General features: G+C 61.6%; 23 protein-coding genes. 9 read left to right on the top strand and 14 right to left on the bottom strand.

Going from position 1 to position 19,862, the window contains the following annotated elements:
* Window positions 1-6: 6 nt before the first annotated feature.
* The 4 genes from mgtA (at window position 7) to ACZRN6_RS24605 (ending at window position 4,305) form a co-directional block, all read left to right on the top strand.
* Window positions 7-2,715 carry a magnesium-translocating P-type ATPase gene (mgtA, locus tag ACZRN6_RS24590; protein WP_322144980.1) on the top strand — a complete coding sequence of 903 codons (2,709 nt, stop codon included), beginning with the start codon at window positions 7-9 and terminating at the stop codon, window positions 2,713-2,715.
* Between the two features lie 59 nt (window positions 2,716-2,774).
* Window positions 2,775-2,978 carry a hypothetical protein gene (locus ACZRN6_RS24595; protein ID WP_416152073.1) on the top strand — a complete coding sequence of 68 codons (204 nt, stop codon included), beginning with the start codon at window positions 2,775-2,777 and terminating at the stop codon, window positions 2,976-2,978.
* 31 nt (window positions 2,979-3,009) lie between these two features.
* Window positions 3,010-3,357, top strand: a complete 348-nt coding sequence (locus ACZRN6_RS24600; protein WP_322144979.1) for an SLOG family protein — start codon at window positions 3,010-3,012, stop codon at window positions 3,355-3,357.
* Window positions 3,358-3,501: 144 nt separating this feature from the next.
* Window positions 3,502-4,305 carry a hypothetical protein gene (locus ACZRN6_RS24605; protein WP_464009066.1) on the top strand — a complete coding sequence of 268 codons (804 nt, stop codon included), beginning with the start codon at window positions 3,502-3,504 and terminating at the stop codon, window positions 4,303-4,305.
* Between the two features lie 156 nt (window positions 4,306-4,461).
* Here the strand turns inward: ACZRN6_RS24605 and ACZRN6_RS24610 are convergent, their stop codons facing one another.
* Complete coding sequence (locus ACZRN6_RS24610; RefSeq protein ID WP_464009067.1) at window positions 4,462-5,181, bottom strand: tellurite resistance TerB family protein; 720 nt, start codon at window positions 5,179-5,181, stop codon at window positions 4,462-4,464.
* A gap of 124 nt (window positions 5,182-5,305) precedes the next feature.
* Between ACZRN6_RS24610 and ACZRN6_RS24615 the strand changes: the two genes are divergently transcribed.
* The gene (locus ACZRN6_RS24615) at window positions 5,306-5,833 is read left to right on the top strand and encodes a DinB family protein (RefSeq protein WP_322144976.1); all 528 of its coding nucleotides are present in this window, start codon (window positions 5,306-5,308) and stop codon (window positions 5,831-5,833) included.
* A 1-nt stretch (window position 5,834) separates the two neighbouring features.
* On the opposite strand, the gene ACZRN6_RS24620 is transcribed toward ACZRN6_RS24615, so the two are convergent.
* Window positions 5,835-6,290: a GFA family protein gene (locus ACZRN6_RS24620; RefSeq protein WP_464009068.1), complete on the bottom strand. Its 456-nt coding sequence runs from the start codon at window positions 6,288-6,290 to the stop codon at window positions 5,835-5,837.
* Window positions 6,291-6,497: 207 nt separating this feature from the next.
* On the opposite strand from ACZRN6_RS24620, the gene ACZRN6_RS24625 reads away from it, so the two are divergent.
* Window positions 6,498-6,782 (top strand): hypothetical protein, encoded by a 285-nt coding sequence (locus ACZRN6_RS24625; protein ID WP_464009069.1) that lies wholly within the window; start codon window positions 6,498-6,500, stop codon window positions 6,780-6,782.
* Window positions 6,783-7,099: 317 nt separating this feature from the next.
* Here ACZRN6_RS24625 and ACZRN6_RS24630 read toward each other — a convergent pair whose 3' ends face one another.
* Window positions 7,100-7,291, bottom strand: a complete 192-nt coding sequence (locus ACZRN6_RS24630; protein ID WP_322144973.1) for a DUF2188 domain-containing protein — start codon at window positions 7,289-7,291, stop codon at window positions 7,100-7,102.
* A 141-nt stretch (window positions 7,292-7,432) separates the two neighbouring features.
* On the opposite strand from ACZRN6_RS24630, the gene ACZRN6_RS24635 reads away from it, so the two are divergent.
* A complete protein-coding gene (locus ACZRN6_RS24635; protein WP_323570973.1) occupies window positions 7,433-7,624 on the top strand; it encodes a GNAT family N-acetyltransferase in 192 nt (63 codons plus the stop codon).
* Here ACZRN6_RS24635 and ACZRN6_RS24640 read toward each other — a convergent pair.
* The 8 genes from ACZRN6_RS24640 to deoR form a co-directional block, all read right to left on the bottom strand.
* On the bottom strand, window positions 7,599-8,318 hold the full coding sequence (locus ACZRN6_RS24640) for an HAD-IA family hydrolase (protein ID WP_464009070.1): 720 nt from the start codon (window positions 8,316-8,318) through the stop codon (window positions 7,599-7,601). The two genes, ACZRN6_RS24635 and ACZRN6_RS24640, sit on opposite strands and share 26 nt — an antisense overlap.
* Window positions 8,319-8,328: 10 nt before the next feature.
* Window positions 8,329-9,357: an ABC transporter permease gene (locus ACZRN6_RS24645; RefSeq protein ID WP_322144971.1), complete on the bottom strand. Its 1,029-nt coding sequence runs from the start codon at window positions 9,355-9,357 to the stop codon at window positions 8,329-8,331.
* The gene (locus ACZRN6_RS24650; RefSeq protein ID WP_322144970.1) at window positions 9,354-10,850 is read right to left on the bottom strand and encodes a sugar ABC transporter ATP-binding protein; all 1,497 of its coding nucleotides are present in this window, start codon (window positions 10,848-10,850) and stop codon (window positions 9,354-9,356) included. The genes ACZRN6_RS24645 and ACZRN6_RS24650 overlap by 4 nt, the downstream gene beginning before the upstream one ends.
* Window positions 10,843-11,829 carry a sugar-binding transcriptional regulator gene (locus ACZRN6_RS24655; RefSeq protein WP_464009071.1) on the bottom strand — a complete coding sequence of 329 codons (987 nt, stop codon included), beginning with the start codon at window positions 11,827-11,829 and terminating at the stop codon, window positions 10,843-10,845. Before ACZRN6_RS24655 ends, ACZRN6_RS24650 begins: the two co-directional genes overlap by 8 nt.
* On the bottom strand, window positions 11,826-13,346 hold the full coding sequence (locus ACZRN6_RS24660; RefSeq protein ID WP_322144968.1) for an FGGY-family carbohydrate kinase: 1,521 nt from the start codon (window positions 13,344-13,346) through the stop codon (window positions 11,826-11,828). Before ACZRN6_RS24660 ends, ACZRN6_RS24655 begins: the two co-directional genes overlap by 4 nt.
* 103 nt (window positions 13,347-13,449) lie before the next feature.
* Window positions 13,450-14,466 carry a galactitol-1-phosphate 5-dehydrogenase gene (locus ACZRN6_RS24665; protein ID WP_023658808.1) on the bottom strand — a complete coding sequence of 339 codons (1,017 nt, stop codon included), beginning with the start codon at window positions 14,464-14,466 and terminating at the stop codon, window positions 13,450-13,452.
* A gap of 93 nt (window positions 14,467-14,559) precedes the next feature.
* Window positions 14,560-15,534: a substrate-binding domain-containing protein gene (locus ACZRN6_RS24670; RefSeq protein ID WP_464009072.1), complete on the bottom strand. Its 975-nt coding sequence runs from the start codon at window positions 15,532-15,534 to the stop codon at window positions 14,560-14,562.
* 172 nt (window positions 15,535-15,706) lie between these two features.
* Window positions 15,707-16,465, bottom strand: a complete 759-nt coding sequence (gene deoR, locus ACZRN6_RS24675) for a DNA-binding transcriptional repressor DeoR (RefSeq protein ID WP_322144966.1) — start codon at window positions 16,463-16,465, stop codon at window positions 15,707-15,709.
* Between the two features lie 143 nt (window positions 16,466-16,608).
* On the opposite strand from deoR, the gene deoC reads away from it, so the two are divergent.
* The gene (gene deoC / locus ACZRN6_RS24680) at window positions 16,609-17,289 is read left to right on the top strand and encodes a deoxyribose-phosphate aldolase (protein ID WP_464009073.1); all 681 of its coding nucleotides are present in this window, start codon (window positions 16,609-16,611) and stop codon (window positions 17,287-17,289) included.
* Window positions 17,290-17,654: 365 nt separating this feature from the next.
* Window positions 17,655-17,918, top strand: coding sequence for a hypothetical protein (locus ACZRN6_RS24685; RefSeq protein WP_322144964.1), 264 nt, complete (start codon window positions 17,655-17,657; stop codon window positions 17,916-17,918).
* 55 nt (window positions 17,919-17,973) lie between these two features.
* Here the strand turns inward: ACZRN6_RS24685 and ACZRN6_RS24690 are convergent, their stop codons facing one another.
* The 3 genes from ACZRN6_RS24690 to ACZRN6_RS24700 form a co-directional block, all read right to left on the bottom strand.
* Complete coding sequence (locus tag ACZRN6_RS24690; RefSeq protein WP_464009074.1) at window positions 17,974-18,207, bottom strand: hypothetical protein; 234 nt, start codon at window positions 18,205-18,207, stop codon at window positions 17,974-17,976.
* Between the two features lie 54 nt (window positions 18,208-18,261).
* Window positions 18,262-18,411 (bottom strand): hypothetical protein, encoded by a 150-nt coding sequence (locus tag ACZRN6_RS24695; RefSeq protein WP_322144963.1) that lies wholly within the window; start codon window positions 18,409-18,411, stop codon window positions 18,262-18,264.
* A 61-nt stretch (window positions 18,412-18,472) separates the two neighbouring features.
* Entirely contained in the window at window positions 18,473-19,612 is a 1,140-nt protein-coding gene (locus ACZRN6_RS24700) for a glutathione-independent formaldehyde dehydrogenase (protein ID WP_322144962.1), read from the bottom strand.
* Window positions 19,613-19,862: the final 250 nt, after the last annotated feature.

Genomic DNA, 19,862 nt, shown 5'->3' on the forward strand with positions numbered 1-19,862 from the left:
CACACAATGAGCGCAGTAAAAACCCCGAAACTGCACAAGAAAAACGGCACCGACACCAAGCTGTCGATGCGTGCCGCCCGCGAAGCCCAGAACGGCCTCTCGGCGACCCTCGCCAATGTCCGGGCAACCAAGGATGGCCTGACCGAGCTGGATGCCTCTGCTCGCCTGCAACGTGAAGGCTACAACGAGGTGGCCCACGACAAGCCGCCGCACGCCATCGTGCAATTCCTCCAGGCACTGAACAACCCGTTCATCTATGTGCTGCTGACCCTGGGCGCCATCAGCTTCGTCACGGACTATTGGCTACCGCTGCGTGCCGGTGAAGAAGCCGACCTGACCAAGGTCATCATTATCATGACCATGGTCATACTCAGCAGCCTGCTGCGGTTCTGGCAGGAACACCGTTCGGCCAAGTCCGCCGAGGCCTTGAAGGCCATGGTGCGCACCACCGCCACCGTGCTTCGCCGCGAGCAAGTAGGTTCCAGGCCGACCTTGCGAGAAGTGCCGATGCGCGACCTGGTGGCCGGCGATATCGTGCAACTGTCTGCCGGCGACATGATCCCGGCCGACATCCGCCTGATCGAGTCCCGCGACCTGTTCATCAGCCAGGCCGTGCTGACCGGCGAAGCCTTGCCGGTAGAGAAGTACGACACCCTGGGGGACGTCACGCAAAAATCCGCCACGTCCACGGCGGCCGACCAGGGCAACCTGCTGGACCTGCCGAACATCTGCTTCATGGGCACCAACGTGGTCAGTGGCCGGGCGCAAGCCGTGGTGGTTGCTACCGGCCCGCGCACCTACTTTGGCTCCCTGGCCAAGGCGATCGTCGGCTCGCGGGTGCAAACCGCGTTTGACCGTGGGGTGAACAGTGTCAGTTGGCTGCTGATCCGCTTCATGCTGGTAATGACGCCAATCGTGTTCTTCCTCAACGGTTTCTCCAAGGGTGACTGGAGTGATGCCTTGCTGTTCGCCCTGGCGGTTGCGGTAGGCCTGACCCCGGAAATGCTGCCGATGATCGTCAGCGCCAACCTGGCCAAGGGTGCTACTGCCATGGCCAAGCGCAAGGTGGTGGTCAAGCGCCTCAACGCAATCCAGAACTTCGGCTCAATGGACGTGCTGTGCACCGACAAGACCGGCACCCTGACCCAGGACAAGATCATCCTCGAACACCACGTCAATGCCTTTGGCAACCGTGATGACTCGGTGCTGACCCTGGCCTGGCTCAACAGCCATCACCAAAGCGGCATGAAGAACCTGATGGATCAGGCGGTCGTACAGTTCTCGGAACAGAATCCGAAGTTCCAGATACCGTTCGCCTACAGCAAGGTCGACGAGCTGCCATTCGACTTTATCCGCCGTCGCCTGTCGATTGTGGTCAAGGACGCGCAACACGATCATCTGCTGGTGTGCAAGGGTGCGGTCGAGGAGATGCTGGGCATTTCCACCCATGTGATGGAAGGCGACGTTGCGGTCGAGCTGGATGATCGTCGTCGCAACGAGTTACTGGCGATTGCCCAGGATTACAACGAAGACGGCTTTCGGGTGCTGGTGCTGGCCACCCGCAACATTCCCAAGGCCGTTGCACGCAAGCAGTACACCACGACCGATGAGCGCAACCTGGTGATCCGTGGTTTCCTGACGTTCCTTGATCCACCCAAGGAAACCGCTGGCCCGGCAATCGCTGCCCTGCGCGAAATTGGCGTGGCGGTCAAAGTACTCACCGGCGACAACGCCATTGTCACCAGCAAGATCTGCCGCCAGGTCGGCCTGGAACCCGGCGAGCCACTGCTGGGCGTGGAAATCGAAGCGATGGACGACGCCACCCTCAAGCTGCGGGTTGAGGAGCGCACGGTGTTTGCCAAGCTGACGCCGCTGCAGAAGTCCCGGGTGCTCAAGACCTTGCAGTCCAACGGCCACACCGTGGGTTTCCTCGGCGACGGCATCAACGATGCGCCGGCCCTGCGGGATGCCGACGTGGGTATTTCGGTGGACAGCGCGACGGACATTGCCAAAGAATCGGCCGACATCATCCTGCTGGAAAAGAGCCTGATGGTGCTGGAAGAAGGCGTGCTGAAAGGCCGCGAGACCTTCGGCAATATCATGAAGTACCTGAACATGACCGCCAGCTCCAACTTCGGCAACGTGTTCTCGGTGCTGGTGGCCAGTGCGTTCATCCCGTTCCTGCCGATGTTGTCGATCCACCTGCTGCTGCAAAACCTGATGTACGACATCTCCCAACTGGCCTTGCCGTGGGACAAGATGGACAAGGAATACCTGGCCAAGCCACGCAAGTGGGATGCGAAAAACATTGGCCGCTTCATGATCTGGATCGGGCCGACCTCGTCGATCTTCGACATGACCACCTTTGCCCTGATGTGGTACGTGTTCTCGGCCAACAGTGTGGAAATGCAGACCCTGTTCCAGTCGGGCTGGTTCATCGAGGGGCTGCTCTCGCAAACCCTGGTGGTGCACATGCTGCGCACCCGCAAGATCCCGTTCTTCCAGAGCAACGCCGCATGGCCGGTGATGATGATGACCTGCATTGTGATCGCGCTGGGCATCTACGTGCCGTTCTCGCCGCTGGGCGCGATGGTGGGCCTGGAGCCGCTGCCACTGGCGTACTTCCCATGGCTGGTGGGCACCCTGGTCGCCTACTGCTGCGTGGCACAACTGATGAAAACCATCTACATCCGCCGCTTCAAGCAGTGGTACTGATCAACCGCCCCTGAAAACGCTGGCTATCGGTGAATAGCCAGCGCCCGCGGAGACAGACAATGACCCGACTCATGAGCTACCTCGACAACGCCGCACGCGCCGCGCTGATATTCGGCCTCGCACGGGCGGCCAAGGCGGTGATGGTGCTGGGCGTACGGCTGTATGCGCGCAACGTTCTCAGCGCCGTGGAAATGCGCTTCATGCTGGGGTTTTCCAGCACCTTGAACAGCACGTGCATCCGCTTGCTGCGCCCGCGTCGATAAATAGCAGTATGCAATACAAGGAAACATCACCATGCGCGTCTTGATCTGTGCAGGTCGTCATTACGCCGATACAAAAATGTCCCGCCAGGTGCTGGACGCCTACCACCGCTTGCGCCCGGTGCAGGTGTTGATCCACGGCGGCAGTCAGTTCCTGGGCAGCGACGTGGAGGACTGGGCCCGGGAAACGGGGGTGGATGTGGTGCGTTACCCACCCAACTGGCAACGCCATGGCAAGCACGCCGAACGCCATCGCAACCGCTTCATGCTCACCGACAGCCGCCCCGACGTGATCATCGCGCTGCCCGGTGGCGACGACACCTCGGAGCTGGTCAGCCAGGCCAAGGCCTGTGGCATTCATGTGCTGACCGTAGACAGCTGAATCAACCCTTATTGGAGCACCCGAACATGCAAGACGAACCCAGTTGTAGCCGCACCCCGTTGCGCACTTTTTTCTATTTGAATCACGGCGCGTCCCTGCCGAATCCGGCCGGGGCACGCCTCAGGCTGTTGATCGAGGTTCACCATGTACAAGAAACACACCCTTGACGGTTTCGCCAAATACCGCAACCGCACCACCCACATTACTTTCCATCCCCTGCCCGCCTCCAAGCGCCGTGCGGTGCGACGCAACCTGATCTTCGTCGGCGTGACCGCGGGCATCGTGCTGGTGCTCGGCCTGATGTCGAATGCCTATGCGGCCGGCGGCGCTTACGTGGTCGACGATGGCGCGATCAATGCCCCGGGCGAATGCAACGTCGACGCCTGGTTCACCGCCAATCGGCACGACGGCGCCACCCACAACGAAACCCTGGCGCCGGCTTGCACCTCTACTGCCATTCCCTGGCTGCAATGGACCGCCGCCGTGTCGCGGGCCAACCATGATGGCGATGGAGAAACCCAGGTTAATCCGCAGCTCAAGGCGCAGTTGTGGGCCAGGGAAGACCTGGGCCTGGAACTGGCCGCGTCTGCCGGTGTGCACTACGCGCTGAACCGTCAGCATTCGTTCGATGGCGCCGACTTGAACCTGCCATTTACCTGGCAGCCCGTGGAAGCCCTGCGGCTGAACTTCAACGCGGGCTGGAGCCACGGCTATAACGACGGCGACCAATCCCATCGACCGACCTGGGGCACCGGGTTTGAATACAACCTGGTGGACTCGCTGACGCTGATCGCCGAACGCTACGGCCAGCAAGGTGGCGACCAGGCCTGGCAAGCGGGACCGAGGGTACATATCGGCAAGAATGTGGATGTAGACCTGGTGGTAGGGCGCAGTTTGATCGGGGATCAGCATCAATGGCTCACGACGGGGGCTACGCTGCGGTTCTAACCCGCAGACGATGACCCCTGTGGCGAGGGAGCTTGCTCCCGCTGGGCTGCGTAGCGGCCCCGGAATCTTTGGGAGCGCTTCGCACTCCAGCGGGAGCAAGCTCCCTCGCCACAGCAAGCTCCCTCGCCACAGGTTGGTATGACCGTAAATAGTGATTTAAACCTGTCCCTTGGCCTGCTGCTCCAGGTGCACCTGCAACGCAGGATCAATCTTCAACTGCCCCGCCAACTCGTCCAGGTAATTGCGCTCCGCATCCTGCTGGTCATCCACCAACAGCACGCTGACCAGGTACACCTCGGACGCCACCGCCGGGTCCCCGGCGAACTCGGCAAAATCCGCGGCATTCAGCGGCTTGGCCACCTCGGTATCCAGCCACTCCTGCAATTGCGGGTCATCGGTGTGCTTGCCGATCTCTGCGGAAATCATCTGCTGCTCGCGCTCATCAATCTCGCCATCCGCCTTCGCCGCTGCGATCAACGCGCGCAGCACCGCGTGGCTGTGCGCTTCAACTTGCGCCCCAGACAGTTGGTCTACCGTCTGCAACGCCTGCTGCGGCGCCGATGCCTGTTGCCGCTGCCAGGCCTGATACGCCTGGAATGCCATCATTCCCAGCGACGCCAGCGCCGCGTAGTTGGTACCGCCTGTGCGCCCCTGAGGCGCCGCACGGGTTCCGCCGAGCATGCCACCCAGGCCGCCGAGCAAACCGCCGAGGCCGCCACCGCCTGCAGCCGAGGCACCGCCGCCGCCCAGCAAACCGCCGAGCAGCCCGCCCAAACCACCAAGCCCGCCCTGAGACGCCGGTGCAGAGCCGCCCTGCTGGCCCGTCGAGGCCTGGCCCGCGCGCAGCAGTTGTTCCAGTAGATCGCCGGTATTCATGGTGTCACCCTCCCAGGGCGCAGAGTTCCAGATCAACAACAATAGCTGCGCTGTGCCAGAACACCATGACCGCCGGGCAGGCGCGCTTTATGATGGCGCGACACCCCATCAAGGAAGCGCCCACGTGACCCGTACCGAGCAGATTGCCTTGATGGCGAGCTACAACCAGTGGATGAACCGCAAGGTGTATGAAGCGGCCGGTGGCCTGAGCGACGAGGATTTGATTACCGACCGTGGCGCGTTCTTCGGGTCGATTCTCGGCACGCTGAACCACCTGGCACTGGGTGACCGCGTCTGGCTCAAGCGTTTCGCCAAACATCCGGCGGGGTTTGCCGCGCTGGCGCCGTTAAGCCCCGTGGAGTCGCCGCCACGCCTGGACCATCTGGCATTCGCCAACATCCGTGAACTGGCGGCCCATCGCGCCTGGCTCGATCAGATCATCATCGAATGGGCGCAATCGATCAGTGAGGCGCAGCTGGACCAGCCCCTGCAATATCGCAACATGGCAGGCACGGCCATGAGCAAGAATTTTCACGCCCTGCTGATACACTTTTTCAACCACCAGACCCACCACCGGGGCCAGGTGACAACACTGCTGACGCAGGCCGGGCGCGATGTGGGCGACACCGACCTGCTGGCGCTGATGGACTAGATCAACCGGCGCTGAACTCGGCGTACGCCTGTATCAGTGCAGGGAAATCCTCCCTCTTCGGGAGTTGGGCAAAGCTGTGCTGCGCCGGGGTGGACGCCCAAGGCAGCTGTTCACTGGTCCAGGTCTCAATGAACGGCACATAGCCACTGACATCATCAAACATGGTGGGCCGCAGGTTGATTAAATCCTCGACGCCATTGGGGCGCGAAAACATCCAGCTCATGCAGTGGGGGCAGCAGTAATGGCGGTCTACGCCGTGCAACCCGCCGATCACCGGGTTGCCCTGGGTGATGGTGAATCCGTGGCTGGGAATCAACGCGCTTAACGAGAATGCACTGGACGACATCTTCTGGCAGCCGGTGCAGTGACACGCCATGGTGATCAGCGGTTTTTCGGTCACGATAAACCGTACCCGATCACAACGGCAGCCGCCTTCCTGGGACTCTTGATTGCTCATCTTCCACTCCAGTCACATTGTGTGTGTGCCCGGAGGATAAACGAGCGGATGTGTCATCAACAAGGTTGCCAACCGGCATGACCGAACGCATGGGGCAGCGAGCTGTCATAAAAGACAGAGCGGTGCAATCAGCCAATGGCGCCCGCCCTGCCCGCGCGCATCCACAGATTACCGATGCGACGCACCCCTCAAGAAGGAGACGCTTACATGGTCATTCACTTCAAGGTCGCCGGCCATCTTGCCTGCGGTCATCACGGCACCAACCTGCCTTCCAGCACCGAGCTGAAGCGGGTCAAATGCCGCACCTGCCGTAACACCGAAGTCTTCAAGGAAGCCCGCCGTACCCAACGCAACGCCGCCCGGCGTGCTGCACGCAGGTCCAAAGCCGAACACGTTGCCGGTGACTGGCGCAGTGCCTGGACCCAGCGCCTGACCGACCTCCCAGGCCGCCAGCGCCTGCCACGCGGGTTCCACGGCCAGCCATTCGTCTAGGCTATGCAGGCCACGCTGTGGCGAGGAGGCTTGCTGTGGTGAGGGAGCTTGCTGTGGTGAGGGAGCTTGCTCCCGCTGGGCTGCGTAGCGGCCCCAAAAAAACTGGGAGCGCTGCGCACTCCAGCGGGAGCAAGCTCCCTCGCCACAGCAAGCTCCCTCACCACAGCACGCTCCCTCACCACAGCAAGCTCCCTCACCACAGCACGCTCCCTCACCACAGCAAGCTCCCTCACCACAGCAAGCTCCCTCGCCACAGGTATGCATTACCCAATCACATCCCAATAAAAAGCCCCGGACTGACCGAGGCTATTGAGGGTTCAAGCTTGATTGGCAGCAGACCTCGACCGCGCCTTGTACCCCGGTAGCGCAGCGGCATACGCTAATGCCTGCTCTCGGGAGCCGAAGGATGCCAGCCGATCAGTTTGGGTACAGACCCGCCACGGGCCGTTGTTGACCTGCACGATGTCGTAGCCGTTGAGATGCAGCTTGTTCAGCATGGGCGTGCTCATAGTCACCTCGCTCTTCCAGAGATAATCCAGGTGTTTGCCCGGTCTACCATACACCCGGATAAAGCGGTGTAATTTACCGGGCGTCGCACAGGCGTGCACTTCAGGGAGCGGGGAAGATGATCACTATCAAACAGGCAGCAGTTGCTGGAGTATGTACATCAACTCGCACGTACCCGCCTGCAACCGGTGTTATGGCTCGAAGTACTCAAGACCAACGAAAGCGCCCAGCGTTTTTATCAACGCCACGGGTTTGAACACCGGGCAGAAATCCCTTTCAGTACTGACATCGCAGCGATCCCAATGGTGGTCATGTCTCACCGTCTGCCCCGGTAAAGGCTGATCCCACCGAGCGCACCGGCAACCCCCACGCCTGCAAATCAAACGCCTCCAGGCTCAACAGCCGACCATCTGCATGCAGGAACTTCTCCCGAGGCATCGCCGGGTCCGGGATGGCCACCGCATACATCCCCGCCGCCTTGGCCGCGGTGATACCGAATGGCGAATCTTCGAACACCAGACAGTCTGCAGGCGCCACCCCCAGCCGCTCGGCGGCCACCAGGAAGATATCCGGCGCCGGTTTGGCAGCGCCCACCTGTGGGTCATCCGCAGTGACGATGGTGTCGAACAAGGCAAACCACTCCCGGTGCAAGGTGGTTTTCAGTTCGAAATAATGCCGCGATGAACTCGTGCCCACCGCAATCGGAATGCCCTGGGCCGACAAGTGCCGCACCAGCGCCTCGGCCCCGGCCATGGCTGCCGCCTGCGGAAACCGCGCGTTCATCAACGGCGTGCGTTCCTGCAAAAACGTCTCCGGGCTCATCGGCAAGCCCACCGCCTGCACAATGTAGCTGGCCAGTTCATAAGCTCCCAGGCCGATGGTGTTCTGCTTCATGCTCCAGTCAAACGTGCGGCCGTAGCGGTCGGCAATCAACTGGGTGACTTCGGTGTAGATGCCTTCGGTGTCGAGCAGCAGGCCGTCCATGTCGAAGATCACCGCCTTGATTGGCGCGGATAGCAGTGCGTTCATCAAGGTGTCCTCAGGTACGGCCGGCGTAATGGTCGATCAAGCGGTTGAGCAAAATCGCCAGCACGATGATCACCCCGGTGATCGCCATCTGGTAGAACGAGCCCAGCCCCAGCAGGTTGAAGATATTGCGCAACACCTGCAGCAGCATCACCGCCACCGCCGTGCCTACCACACTGCCGCGTCCGCCGAACAGGCTGGTGCCACCGAGTACCACGGCGGCAATCGCATCCAGTTCCAGGCCCTGGGCAGCGGTCGGTTGGCCAACGTGCAGGCGTGATGTCATCAACAGGCCGGCGAACGCCGCCAGGCCGCCGCAGATGGCGAACACCGCGATCGTCACCGCCCGCACCGGCACCCCGGACAGCCGCGCGGCCTCCAGGTTACCGCCGGTGGCCAGCACATACTCGCCAAACACCGTGTAGCGCAGCACCAGCCAGGCGATGACGGTGATCAGGATGAAGATCAGCCCCAGCACCGGGAACGCGATACCGGCGCTGGGCCAGATGTCGATCATCGCCGAACCGAACGCGGTGAAGCTGGCCGGCAGCCCGCCAATCGGCGCACCGTCAGAGGCCAGAAACGTCGCCCCGCGCAGTGACACCAACCCGGCCAGGGTGATGATAAAGCTCGGCACTTTGCCAAACACCGTGAGGCTGCCCATCACCGTGCCAATGGCCAGGCCCACCAGCAGCGTGGCCGGCACCGCCAACCAGCCGCTGACCTGCTGTTGCAGGAGTACGGCCACCAGGATCCCGCCGAAGGCACACAGGCTGCCCACCGACAGGTCGATGTTGGCCGTGAGAATGACAAAGGTCATGCCGATGGCGATGATCCCCACAATCGCGCCTTGCTGGAACAGGTTGGCGATGTTGCCGAAGGTCAGGAAGTCGTCCGACAGGAACGTCGCCACCACCACGGCAAACAGGAAAATGAACACGAAGTTGTAGCGCATCACCCACTCCAGCACCGCACTGCGGCGACGCTCTGTGAGGGCGACGGGCTTATCGAAAACCGGATTTGGATTGCTCGCAATAGTCATGGTTCTACACTCGTTTTACCGATAAGGATGGCCTGGTCGATCTGGTCGCGGCTGGCGCTCAAAGGGTCGAAACACAGCGCATTGCGCCCCTCGTGCATCACCCAGATGCGGTCGCAATTGACGTACAACTCATCCAGCTCGCTGCTGGCAACCAGCACCGCAGCGCCTTCTTGCGCCAGGCTGCGGGCCAGGGCATAGAGGTCAGCCTTGGCGCCGACATCCAGGCCACGGCTGGGCTCGTCCAGCAGCAACAGCCGCGCGCCGTCGATCACCCACTTGGCCATGACCACTTTCTGTTGGTTGCCGCCGGAGAGTTGGCGCACCGGTTGCTCAAGGTTGTCGAGCTTGGTCTGCAAGCGTTGCAGCACCGGGCCGGCGCGGTCCTTGGCCTGGCGATGGGAAAACCAGTTCAAGTGCCGGGTGTGCACCAGGCAGGCGTTGCGGTAGATCGGCGCGTCCAGCAGCAGCCCCTCAGTCTTGCGGTTTTCCGGCACCAGCCCGACACCCTGGCGAATCGCCTGGCGCGAGGTTTGCGGGTGATAAGGCTGGCCGAACAGCTCCACATCGCTGTCGTTGCGGCCCACGCCAAACAAGGCCTTGAGCAAGGTGCTGCGCCCTGCTCCGTTAAGCCCGGCAAGCCCGACGATTTCGCCCTGGCGCACTTGCAGCCCTTGCACGTCCAGCCCTTGCTCGCCTTGCAAGCGGCGAATGTTCAACGCCAGGTTTTCCTGCGGTGCCTGACGCGGGCTGCGCTCCAGCAGGTCACGGTGTTCGCCGACTACCGCGGCGATCAGCGCCTGGTCATCGATCTGCGCCAGATCATGGGTTTGCAGGGTTCGCCCGGCGCGAAGCACGGTGACCCGATCGCCGATCTCGCGAATTTCATTCAGCCGATGGCTCACATACAACACCGCCACCCCGGCCGCAGTGATCTCGCGAATCACCTGGAACACTCGCTTCAGTTCGGTCTCGTTCAGCGCCGCCGACGGCTCATCCATCACCACCAGCCGGGCTTCACAGGTCAGCGCGCGGGCGATGGCCGCCAGTTGTTGATTGGCGATCGACAGGCTGCCCACCCGGTCGGTACTCGAAAAATTCGCCCCCACCCGCAACAGTGCGGCCTTGGCCAATGCACTGCGCTTGCCCCGGGAGATGATCCCGAAACGCTGCGGCGTGTAGCCGAGCATCAGGTTCTCTTCGACGGTCATCTGCGGGATCAGGTCGAGTTCCTGGTAAATCATCGCGATCCCGGCCTGGCGCGCCTGTTGCGGGTTTTTCAGCTCCACACGCCGGCCCGCTACCGACATCTCACCGCCATCCGGGCGATGAGCGCCGGCGACGATTTTCAACAAGGTACTTTTGCCCGCGCCATTGGCCCCGAGCAGGCAGTGCACCTCCCCCGGCCGCACGTCGAGCGAGGCGTCGGTCAGCGCCACCACATTCGGCGGAAAGCGCTTGCTGACATGACGGATATCCAGCGCCAATTCACTCATGATCCTGCTCCAGCAAATAGCGGGCGGTCGCCGCGTCGGTGGCCAGCACATTGACGTAGCCGGCCTTGACGCTGGCATGGACGATGCGGTGCTTTTGCGCGCCAACGCACACCGCGATAGACCAGGCCTTGTCGCGCAATGCGGCGAGTGGCAGGCCCAGGGTGCGGGCGTCGAGTTCGGGCATCACCGGCTCGCCATCCATGCCGATAAAGCGGCCCATGATGTCGCCGACGGCGCCCAGGCGCGCAAGCTCTTCCAGCAGTGGGCGGTCGATGTAGCCCGACTCCATCAGCACTGAATGATCAGACAACTCACCCAGGCTGAAACACGCCACCGGCGCCTGTTGCCCGAGGTGCAATACCTGAGCGATCACCGGGTCCTGCTCCAGCGCTTCGCGGGTATGGGCATGCCCGAGAATCGCTGGCACTGGCAGCAACGTGGCCTGGCCACGGGCAGCCTGGGCAAAGCGCTCGGCGACGTTATGGCTGGGCTCGCCCATCGAGCGCGTATTGATCGCGCCGTTCAGCAGCACCACGTTGACGCCCTCGTTCCAGCGCGGTACCAGCCACTGGGCCATCTTGGTCAGGGTGCGGCCCCACGACACGCCGATCAGCGCCGGCATCGGCTGCAAATTACACAGGTAGCGTGCGGCGGCCTGGGTGACCACGTTCAAGGCGGTATCAGCGTCCTCCACATCCAGCACCAGCGCTTCACGCAGGCCGAAGCGCCGTTGTAACGCCACCTCAAGCGACGGCAGGCGTGCCGAGCGGGCGACGATATCGATGCGCACCACCCCGCAATCCCGCGCCTCACGCAGCAGGCGGCTGACTTGCCAGCGGGTCAGGCCGGTTTCCCGGGAGATATCGCTTTGGGTCTTTTCCAGGTCGTAATACAGCTTGGCCACCTGCACCATCAGGTCGTCGCGTTGTGAGTCGGCCGACAACCGCGTGGCAAATGATTCTTCAGGATGGGCACTCATGCTGCCGGCCTTACGCCGAGCGTGCGATTGGCCGGCGGTTTGCAACTGATGGGCGCCACACTGTCGGTAGCGGCGCGGTAACGGCCCAGCAGCTCGATGTATTGCTCGTGGGCGTAAGGGTCGGGCTCGATCAGCCGGCCAATGGTGGTGAAGTCGGTCGCCGCTTCCTGCAAGCTGCCGAACTCGCCCAGGGCACAGGCCGCAGCGGCCGCTGTACCGATCAGCGTGAGGTTGTCGTGGGGCACCATTTCGAACGGCACGCCGGTGGCATCCACCGTGGCCTGCAACCACAACGGGTTTTTCTGGAAACCACCGGCGGCGACCACGCGGGTGATCTCGATGCCTGCGGAGCGCCAGGTGTGAAAGATATTCGCCGAACCCAGGGCAATCGCTTCCACCGAGGCGCGGTACAGATCGTGCCGGTCATGGTTCAGCGACAGGCCCATGATCGCCCCGCGCATGTCCGGTGAACGGTACGGCGTGCGGTTGCCCATCCAGTAATCAAGCACCAGCAAGCCGGTGGAGCCGGGCTGCAGTTCGCCAGCCTGGCGAATCAGGCGTTGGTGCCCGGCATCGTCGAGGCCGAACATCTTTTGCGCCAGCCAGTTGAGGATCGAGCCGGCGGACACTTGCCCGCCTTCCATCAGCCATTGGCCGTCAAGCAACGCGCCGGGGTACGGCCCCCAAATGCCCGGCACGTCGATGCGTTGCGGGGTGTGCATCAACTGCACCACCGAGGTACCGCCGATGAATAACAACTCGCCCGCGCCGGTGGTGCCGGCACTGAGCATTGCCATGTGTGCGTCGATGCCGCCCTGGGCCACCAGGGTGTCGCGGCCAAGGCCCAAATGGCTGGCGGCATCGGCGCTCAATGGACCGATCCGGCCACCGACCTTGATCACTTCCTGAGGCAGCTTTTGCGCCAGTTCCGGCACGCCCAGTTCGGCGTACAGCTCCACCGGAAAGCGCTGCTGCAAGGTGTCGTAGTTCCACTTGCAGCTGGCATTCAATTGGGAAGCTACCCAGCGCCCTGTCAGCTGAAAGTTGATCCAGTCCACCGCCTCGCAAATCCGCTCGGCGCGCTGGTAAACCTGGGGCGCGTGCTCGGCCAGCCACATGGCCTTGGGCACCAGCCATTCCACCGCGTCACCGCCCTGGTTCATCATCGGGTGGCTGACGTGGGCGGTGCGCGCCGACTCGGCAGCGGCGCGGCAATCCATCCATAACAGCGCCGGAGCCAGCGGTTGGCCGTCCGCCTGGGCGACCACCACCGTGGAGGCCGTGGTAGCAACGCACACCGCCGCCACCTGCGGGTGCCCGGCCTGGGCCATCAACTGCCGGCAGGCCTTGCCCAGCGCCGACCACCAATCCGCCGGGGCCTGCTCGGCCCAGCCTAACTGCGGGTATTGCGTGGTATACGGCGCCTCGGCGACGTGCACCAATTTGTGGCTGTGCAGGTCATACAACCCGGCCCGCACCCCACCTGTTCCAAAATCCAGTCCCAACAACAAGGTCATCGGTAGTCCTCCTGCGTCTTGTCACGACGACGCTTTTTGTTTTAAGCCCGCCAGCAACGCTCAGTGCTGTCGGGCTTGACGACACACAGCAAAAAGCCTTGGCTCAGGGACGGAAAATCACCTTGGCCGCCACTTCACTGCGATCGGCATAGCGCTTGAACATCGCCGGCAGTTCATCCAGCGGCAAGTCGTGGGTAATCATGAACTGCCACTGCAATTCACCGGAAGCCAGCTTGTCGATGGAGGCGGTCCACTCGTCGCCCGGGAACGGTGCCGAGAACGAGTTCCAGGCGCCATGCAAGGAGATTTCCTGGCGCAGGAAGTGCGAGAACGTCGCGGTGCTGAGGGCCACATCGCTGGTGGGAATACCGATAAACACCACGTGCCCGCCAGCCTTGGTCAGTTGCACGGCCTGGTTGATCGAGCTTGGGTGGCCTGCTGCTTCAATCACCAGTTGGCAACGCGGCAACTCGGCATCCGCCGCGCCGCTGAGCAAGGTATGGGTAGCCCCGGCTTCGCGGGCCATGGCGAGTTTTTCTTCGGCGATGTCGATGGCGACGATGTCCTTGGCGCCCATGATCCGCAGCCATTGAATCGCAAACAGGCCGATCGGCCCGCAACCCACCACCGCCCCGCTCTGCCCGGCCTTGAAGTCGGCTTTCCAGATCGCATGCAGGGCAATCGCCGCCGGGTCCACCAGGGACGCGGCAATTGGGTCCATGCCTTGCGGCACCTTGATCAGGTTGCTCAACGGCACGTTGACGTACTCGGCATACGCGCCATCGCGGCGGCTGCCGAAGTAGTCGTAGCGCTCCGAGCGGGACGGAAAACCACGGGCATATTGGTCGCTGCTGACGTCCGGGATCATCGGCGGCACGGTCACCAGTTCGCCGATGGCATAGCCTTCGACGCCGCTGCCGATCTCTTCGATGAAACCTGCAAATTCATGGCCGCAAATCAGCGGCATCACGTGGGCGCCCTTGCTCAACATGCGCGGGATATCCGAGCCGCATACGCCGCAGGCCGCGACCCGGACCAGCGCATGGCCGGCCTTGACCGCAGGTTTTGGAACATCTTCGACCCGGATATCGCCCGGTTGGTACATGACGGCAGCTTTCACAGTGAATTCCTCTGTTGAGTGGCGAGTGCGTTCGAACGGGCACCTCCTGCAAGAGGCGCCAGCAAAAATCCATAGGGTGGCGGCGCAGGACCCTTAGAGCGCGCCAGGGCGGTATTCGCCGAAGGTAGAGTCATGCTTGACCTCGGCCGCGTTGGCCTTGGTCACCACTTGGGTACCGGCGTCGACAAAGCTGGGCACTGATTTTCCGGCGGCCAGTGCGCGCGCCGCTTCAATCGCGACCTCGCCCAGGTAGCGTGGGTCGTTGAGGGCAGTGGCCACGTATTGATCGCCGTTCTGGATCGCATTCAAGGCCTCGGACAAGCCGTCGATCCCGGCCACGAGCACGTCTTTCTTGCCGCTTTCGGTAAGCACTTGCAGCGCGCCCATGGACATGTCGTCGTTATGCGCGATCACCGCCTTGAGGTCGGGGTGCGCTTGCAGCAAATCCTGCATCGCCGTGACCGCGTTGGCGCGCATGTACTCGCTGTAGGGGCCGTCGATGATCTTGAAGTCGGTACCGGCCAGGGCGGTGTGAAAGCCCTTGCGACGTTCTTTCATCACCGTGCCGCCGGCGTCGCCCTGGATCTCGATGATCTTGCCCTTGGTCACGCCGCGCTGTTTAAGGGCGGCGAGCAGGGCCTTGCCGGACAGCTCGCCCATCTCGGCATTGTTACGGCCGATGGTGGTGGCCACCGGCGCGTTGATTGCGCGGTCGACAGCAATCACCGGCACCTTGGCGCGTTTGGCGGCGTCGAGGGCGGCGCCCACGGCGTCGGGGTTCACGGCATTGATGATGAGGATGTCGACCTTGCGGGTCAGCAGGTCCTGGATGTCGTTGTTCTGCTTGCTGATATCGCCGTTGGCGTCGAGGAAGATCAGCTCGTCGCCGCCCTTGGCCGCTGCGGCCTTGGCGCCATCGCGCAGCTGTACATAGAAGGGAGATTGCAGGGTGACCTGGCTGAAACCGATCTTCAGATCCTTGGCCTGGACGTTCAGCGCCAGCGCCGAGGCCGCGACAGCCAGTGCAAGGGCCAGCACATGAACAGGTTTACGGGCTATCTGGAGCATGGTGATTCCTATTTTTATTGTTGTCAGGATTCGGGCGCGACCTTCAGGGAGGCCACGCTCACAAATGTGAACCGCGATCACATTTGAAAAACTATGCCTTGCTCCCGAGGGTGTCAAGGCTAATTTGTTAAATTCCAAACAAATGAAATAAAAATCACAAGCGTGTAAAGGCTCAAATCAGCAGGATCGCCCCGCTGTCCTTGATCACCTGCTGTTGCGCCGCCTCAAGGCCGGGGTCGCTGATCACGCGCTGGAAGTCCGACAGCTCGGCGAAGTGCGCGGCACGCACCTCGTCGAATTTGCTGTGGTCGGCCACCAGCACACAGGTTTGCGCCCGCGCCATGACCCGCCGCTTGACCTCCACTTCGTTGAGGTTGTAGCACGTCACCCCATGCGCCGCGCTGACGCCGGCCGCCGAAATAAACGCCCACGCAACGCGGATGCCGTCGAGGATGCCCGCCTCGGCATGGCTCTCGAACACCATGTTGCGCCGGTGGAAGGTGCCACCGCAGAGGATGATGGTGCAGTGGGGCTTTTGCTGGAGCTTGAGCAGCACGTTGAGGGAATTGCACAGCGCGGTGAACTCCAGGTCATCCGGCAACGCCTCGATAATGAACGGCGTGGTGGTGCCGCAATCAATAAACACCGTGTCGCCGGGCCGCACCAGGCTGGCGGCCAGTGCGCCGATCTGGCGCTTCTCGGCAACGTGGCGTTGGTCTTGTTCGGCGACCTGGTAATCGGGCTCCGGCGGGCCGCTACGGGTTACGTGCCCACCGAGCAAACGCAGGCCCTGGGGATTGTCTGCCAGGTCGCGACGCAAGGTCATTTCCGACACGCCGAGCACCGCAGCCATGTCACGCAGGTGAATCGCCGACTCGCCCTGCAAGGCCTTGTGCATGGCCCGAAATCTTTCGCTTTTCTTTGAATCCACTGCGTTCCAACCCTCGTTGAATGCGCGCCCTTGATCAGGACAGTCACAAATTCCATTTACAATGTTATTTATTTCACATTTAATGCATCCAACTTAACACAAACCGGCTTTTCCCAGCACCTCATCCTTACAGGACACTTGCCATGCCGACTAACCCGTTGCCGCTCGCGGCCTATATCGACCACACCCTGCTGGCCGCCGATGCTTCCCAGGCGAGCATTCGCCAACTGTGCGACGAGGCCCGTGAGCATGGCTTCAAGACCGTGTGCGTCAACAGTGCCAATGTGCCGCTGGCTGCCGAATGCCTGCGCGGCGCGGCTGCGCTGGTGTGCGCTGTGGTGGGTTTCCCCTTGGGTGCGGGCTTGAGCGCGGCCAAGGCGTATGAAGCCAAACTTGCGATCGAGGCCGGTGCCGGCGAGGTCGACATGGTGCTGAACATTGGCTGGCTGAAGGACGGCCTGCTGGATCAGGTACGCGACGATATTGCCCAGGTGCTGGCTGCCTGCGGGGCAGTGCCGCTTAAAGTCATTCTCGAAACCGGGCTGCTCGATGATTCGCAAAAAACCACTGCCTGCACCCTGTGCCGTGAGCTGAACGTAGCATTCGTCAAAACCTCCACCGGTTTCGGTCATGGCGGCGCGACGTTGGCGGATGTGCGCCTGATGCGCGCCGTGGTAGGCGCGCAGATCGGCGTGAAAGCTTCGGGCGGCGTGCGCGACCTGGAAACGGCCAAGGCGATGATTGAAGCCGGTGCCACCCGGCTTGGCAGCAGCTCCGGCATCGCCATCGTCAGCGGCGCAAAGGCGGCAGCGGGGGCTTATTGAATTGGGTGCAGCCATGCCCTGGGTTTTCACGCCGCTTTCACACACGGGCGCCTAAGGTCATTGCAGCTCCTGGTGAAAACCTTTAAGCCCGCGCTCCCCATCGCGGGCTTTTCTTTGCCTGGCATTTGCCCGCAGGGTACTGCTAGAGCCGCTGTGGTGGGGAACCGGTGCAGGCGCCCTGCTCCAGGCAGAATACAAAGGGGGCCACCACGTCAATTTAGCCTTTACGCAGCGTGCCGTGGCACAGCTTGAGCACAGCGCCGTGATGCGGGTCAATAGAACTCAACGACAGGAAGTGCTTGCGGGCTGCCGCGCGAATACTTCATCGTTGAGCCTTCAAGACAGGGTGTAGCGGGTTCAAGCATATGAAAGAAATCTATCTACTGGTCGAGCACGGTATGGACCAGGGTGAAGTCTACATACTCGGCTGGTTCGCTAATGAGAAAACGGCCCGGGAAGTGGCCGAAACGAAAGAGTGGGAGGCCTACCATGCCACCCTGGAACGTGGCCACGCCTGGTCCACCCAGACGCCACTCGCCCCAGACCAGACCAAATACCGTCGTTTCTGGGTCAAGGCCATCTCCCGGTATGACAGCGCCCCGGTTTCCCGATCTTCTGCAGTCCATTGATACCAGGGGCAACCAAACGGGCGGCCGGTTCAAGCAGGTTCGTCAACGTGAACGGCTACCTGACCAACAACGCTTGATTGACCTCAATCACCGGCACCGCACCGCCTTCACGCCGGCTACTCAGCCATACCCTGGTTCTGGCAATGTCAAAAATCTGGCCTTGGTCCATCAAGGCCAAAATCAGCGCATCTGAAATACGGTAGCGTCCACACTCGGGGCAGTCCCTTTCCTCCCATGGGCCACCGCACGGAATGCGTTCTGCAATGCCCACGCAAATCAGACAATTCATTGAAATTCCCGCCCTTTCAGTTTTACCCGACTTACCTTAGTCAGTGTTCACCCACTACTGGCTTTCCTGCGAGTGCCCCTCCTGCATTTGCACGGAAGACTTGGTGCCTTCGGTATTGTTCTTGGTTGTATTGTCGGAACTGTCGAAACAGCCATGCAGCAGTAGCAGGCTGCAAAAGCCGAGGCAGGTATAGAGCTTTTTCATCATGACTCTCCTTGAAGACGAGGCCCGCCAGCCAGCGGACATTTCACAGGTGAATTCCCGGTCATGCGCCGGGTTTGAGCACAACTTTGGTCCAGCCCTCTTCACGGGCGTCGAAGTGCTGGTATGCGTCAGGCCCTTCAGCCAGTTTCAGGCGATGGGAAATGATTTGCGACGGATGTGCCCGATCGTGGTGAATAAGCTCCGCCAGGCGTCGGTTGTAGACCTTGACATTGGCCTGGCCGGTGCGGATTTGCTGGCCCTTGAACCAAAAGGCGCCAAAGTCGAAGGCCATCTTGCCCTCCTTCGCCAGCTCATTTTTTGCACCTGGATCCTGCGGTACGAACACGCCGACAACACCGATCCCGCCCGTGGCTTTGGTTGAAGCGACCAGGTTGTTCATGGTCAGGTGATTGGCTTCGTGACCGTGGCGATCGCAGCATTGGTAACCCACACACTCACAGCCGCGATCGGTGCCTTTGCCATGGGTAAGATTCAATATTTGATCCACTGCTTCCTTCTCGAGCGAGTTGATGGGCGTGGCGCCCATCTGGGCGGCCAGCTTCAAACGGTCAGGATGGTTATCGACCACAAACACCTGGGACGCGCCCTTGATCATGGCTGAATGGGCTGCCATCAACCCCACCGGCCCGGCACCGTAGATCGCGATGCTTTCGCCAGGCAGCAGGCCGGCCAACTCGGTCGCATGCCAACCCGTCGGAAAGATGTCCGAGAGCATCACATAGTCTTCTTCACGCTCTTGCGCGTCCTCGGGCAACACCAGGCAATTGAAGTCGGCGTACGGCACTCGAAGCAGTTCAGCCTGCCCACCCTGGTAGGGGCCCATGTCGGCAAACCCATAGGCGGCACCGGCACTGCCAGGGTTCGCGGTCAGGCAAAAGCCGGTCAGGCCTTTTTCACAATTTTCACAAAAACCGCAGCCGATGTTGAACGGCAAGCAAACTCGGTCGCCTACCTTGACCCGATCAACCCCTACCCCTACTTCAATCACCTCGCCCAGATTTTCGTGGCCAAAAACCCTGCCGGTTTCAAACGAGGTCCGGCCTTCGTACATGTGCAGATCAGATCCGCAAATATTGGTGGTGGTTACGCGCACCAACACATCGGTGGGCTTTTCGATTTTGGCGTCCGGTACATTTTGCACACTGACGTCACGAGGGCCGTTGTAAACGATGGCTTTCATTGCGTTCTCCCAGAGGCAGGACGAAAGGAAATTTTCGTCAGCACATGTTTTATCTGTCCGGGAGAAGAAATCGTATGTTCAAGAAATCCGCTTCCAGTCTGACGAGCGGTAATCCTCGCAACTGTTCAAAAAGTCCGAACAGCTCTGCCTCGATTGGATGAACCGGCGCGGCTTTAAAAAAAACGTTCAGCATCCGTAGCGCAGGCGTTGATCGAATCAGGCGTACGCCATTCGTCGAAGCGTTTGCAGA

The sequence above is a fragment of the Pseudomonas sp. A125 genome (genome assembly GCF_055409485.1).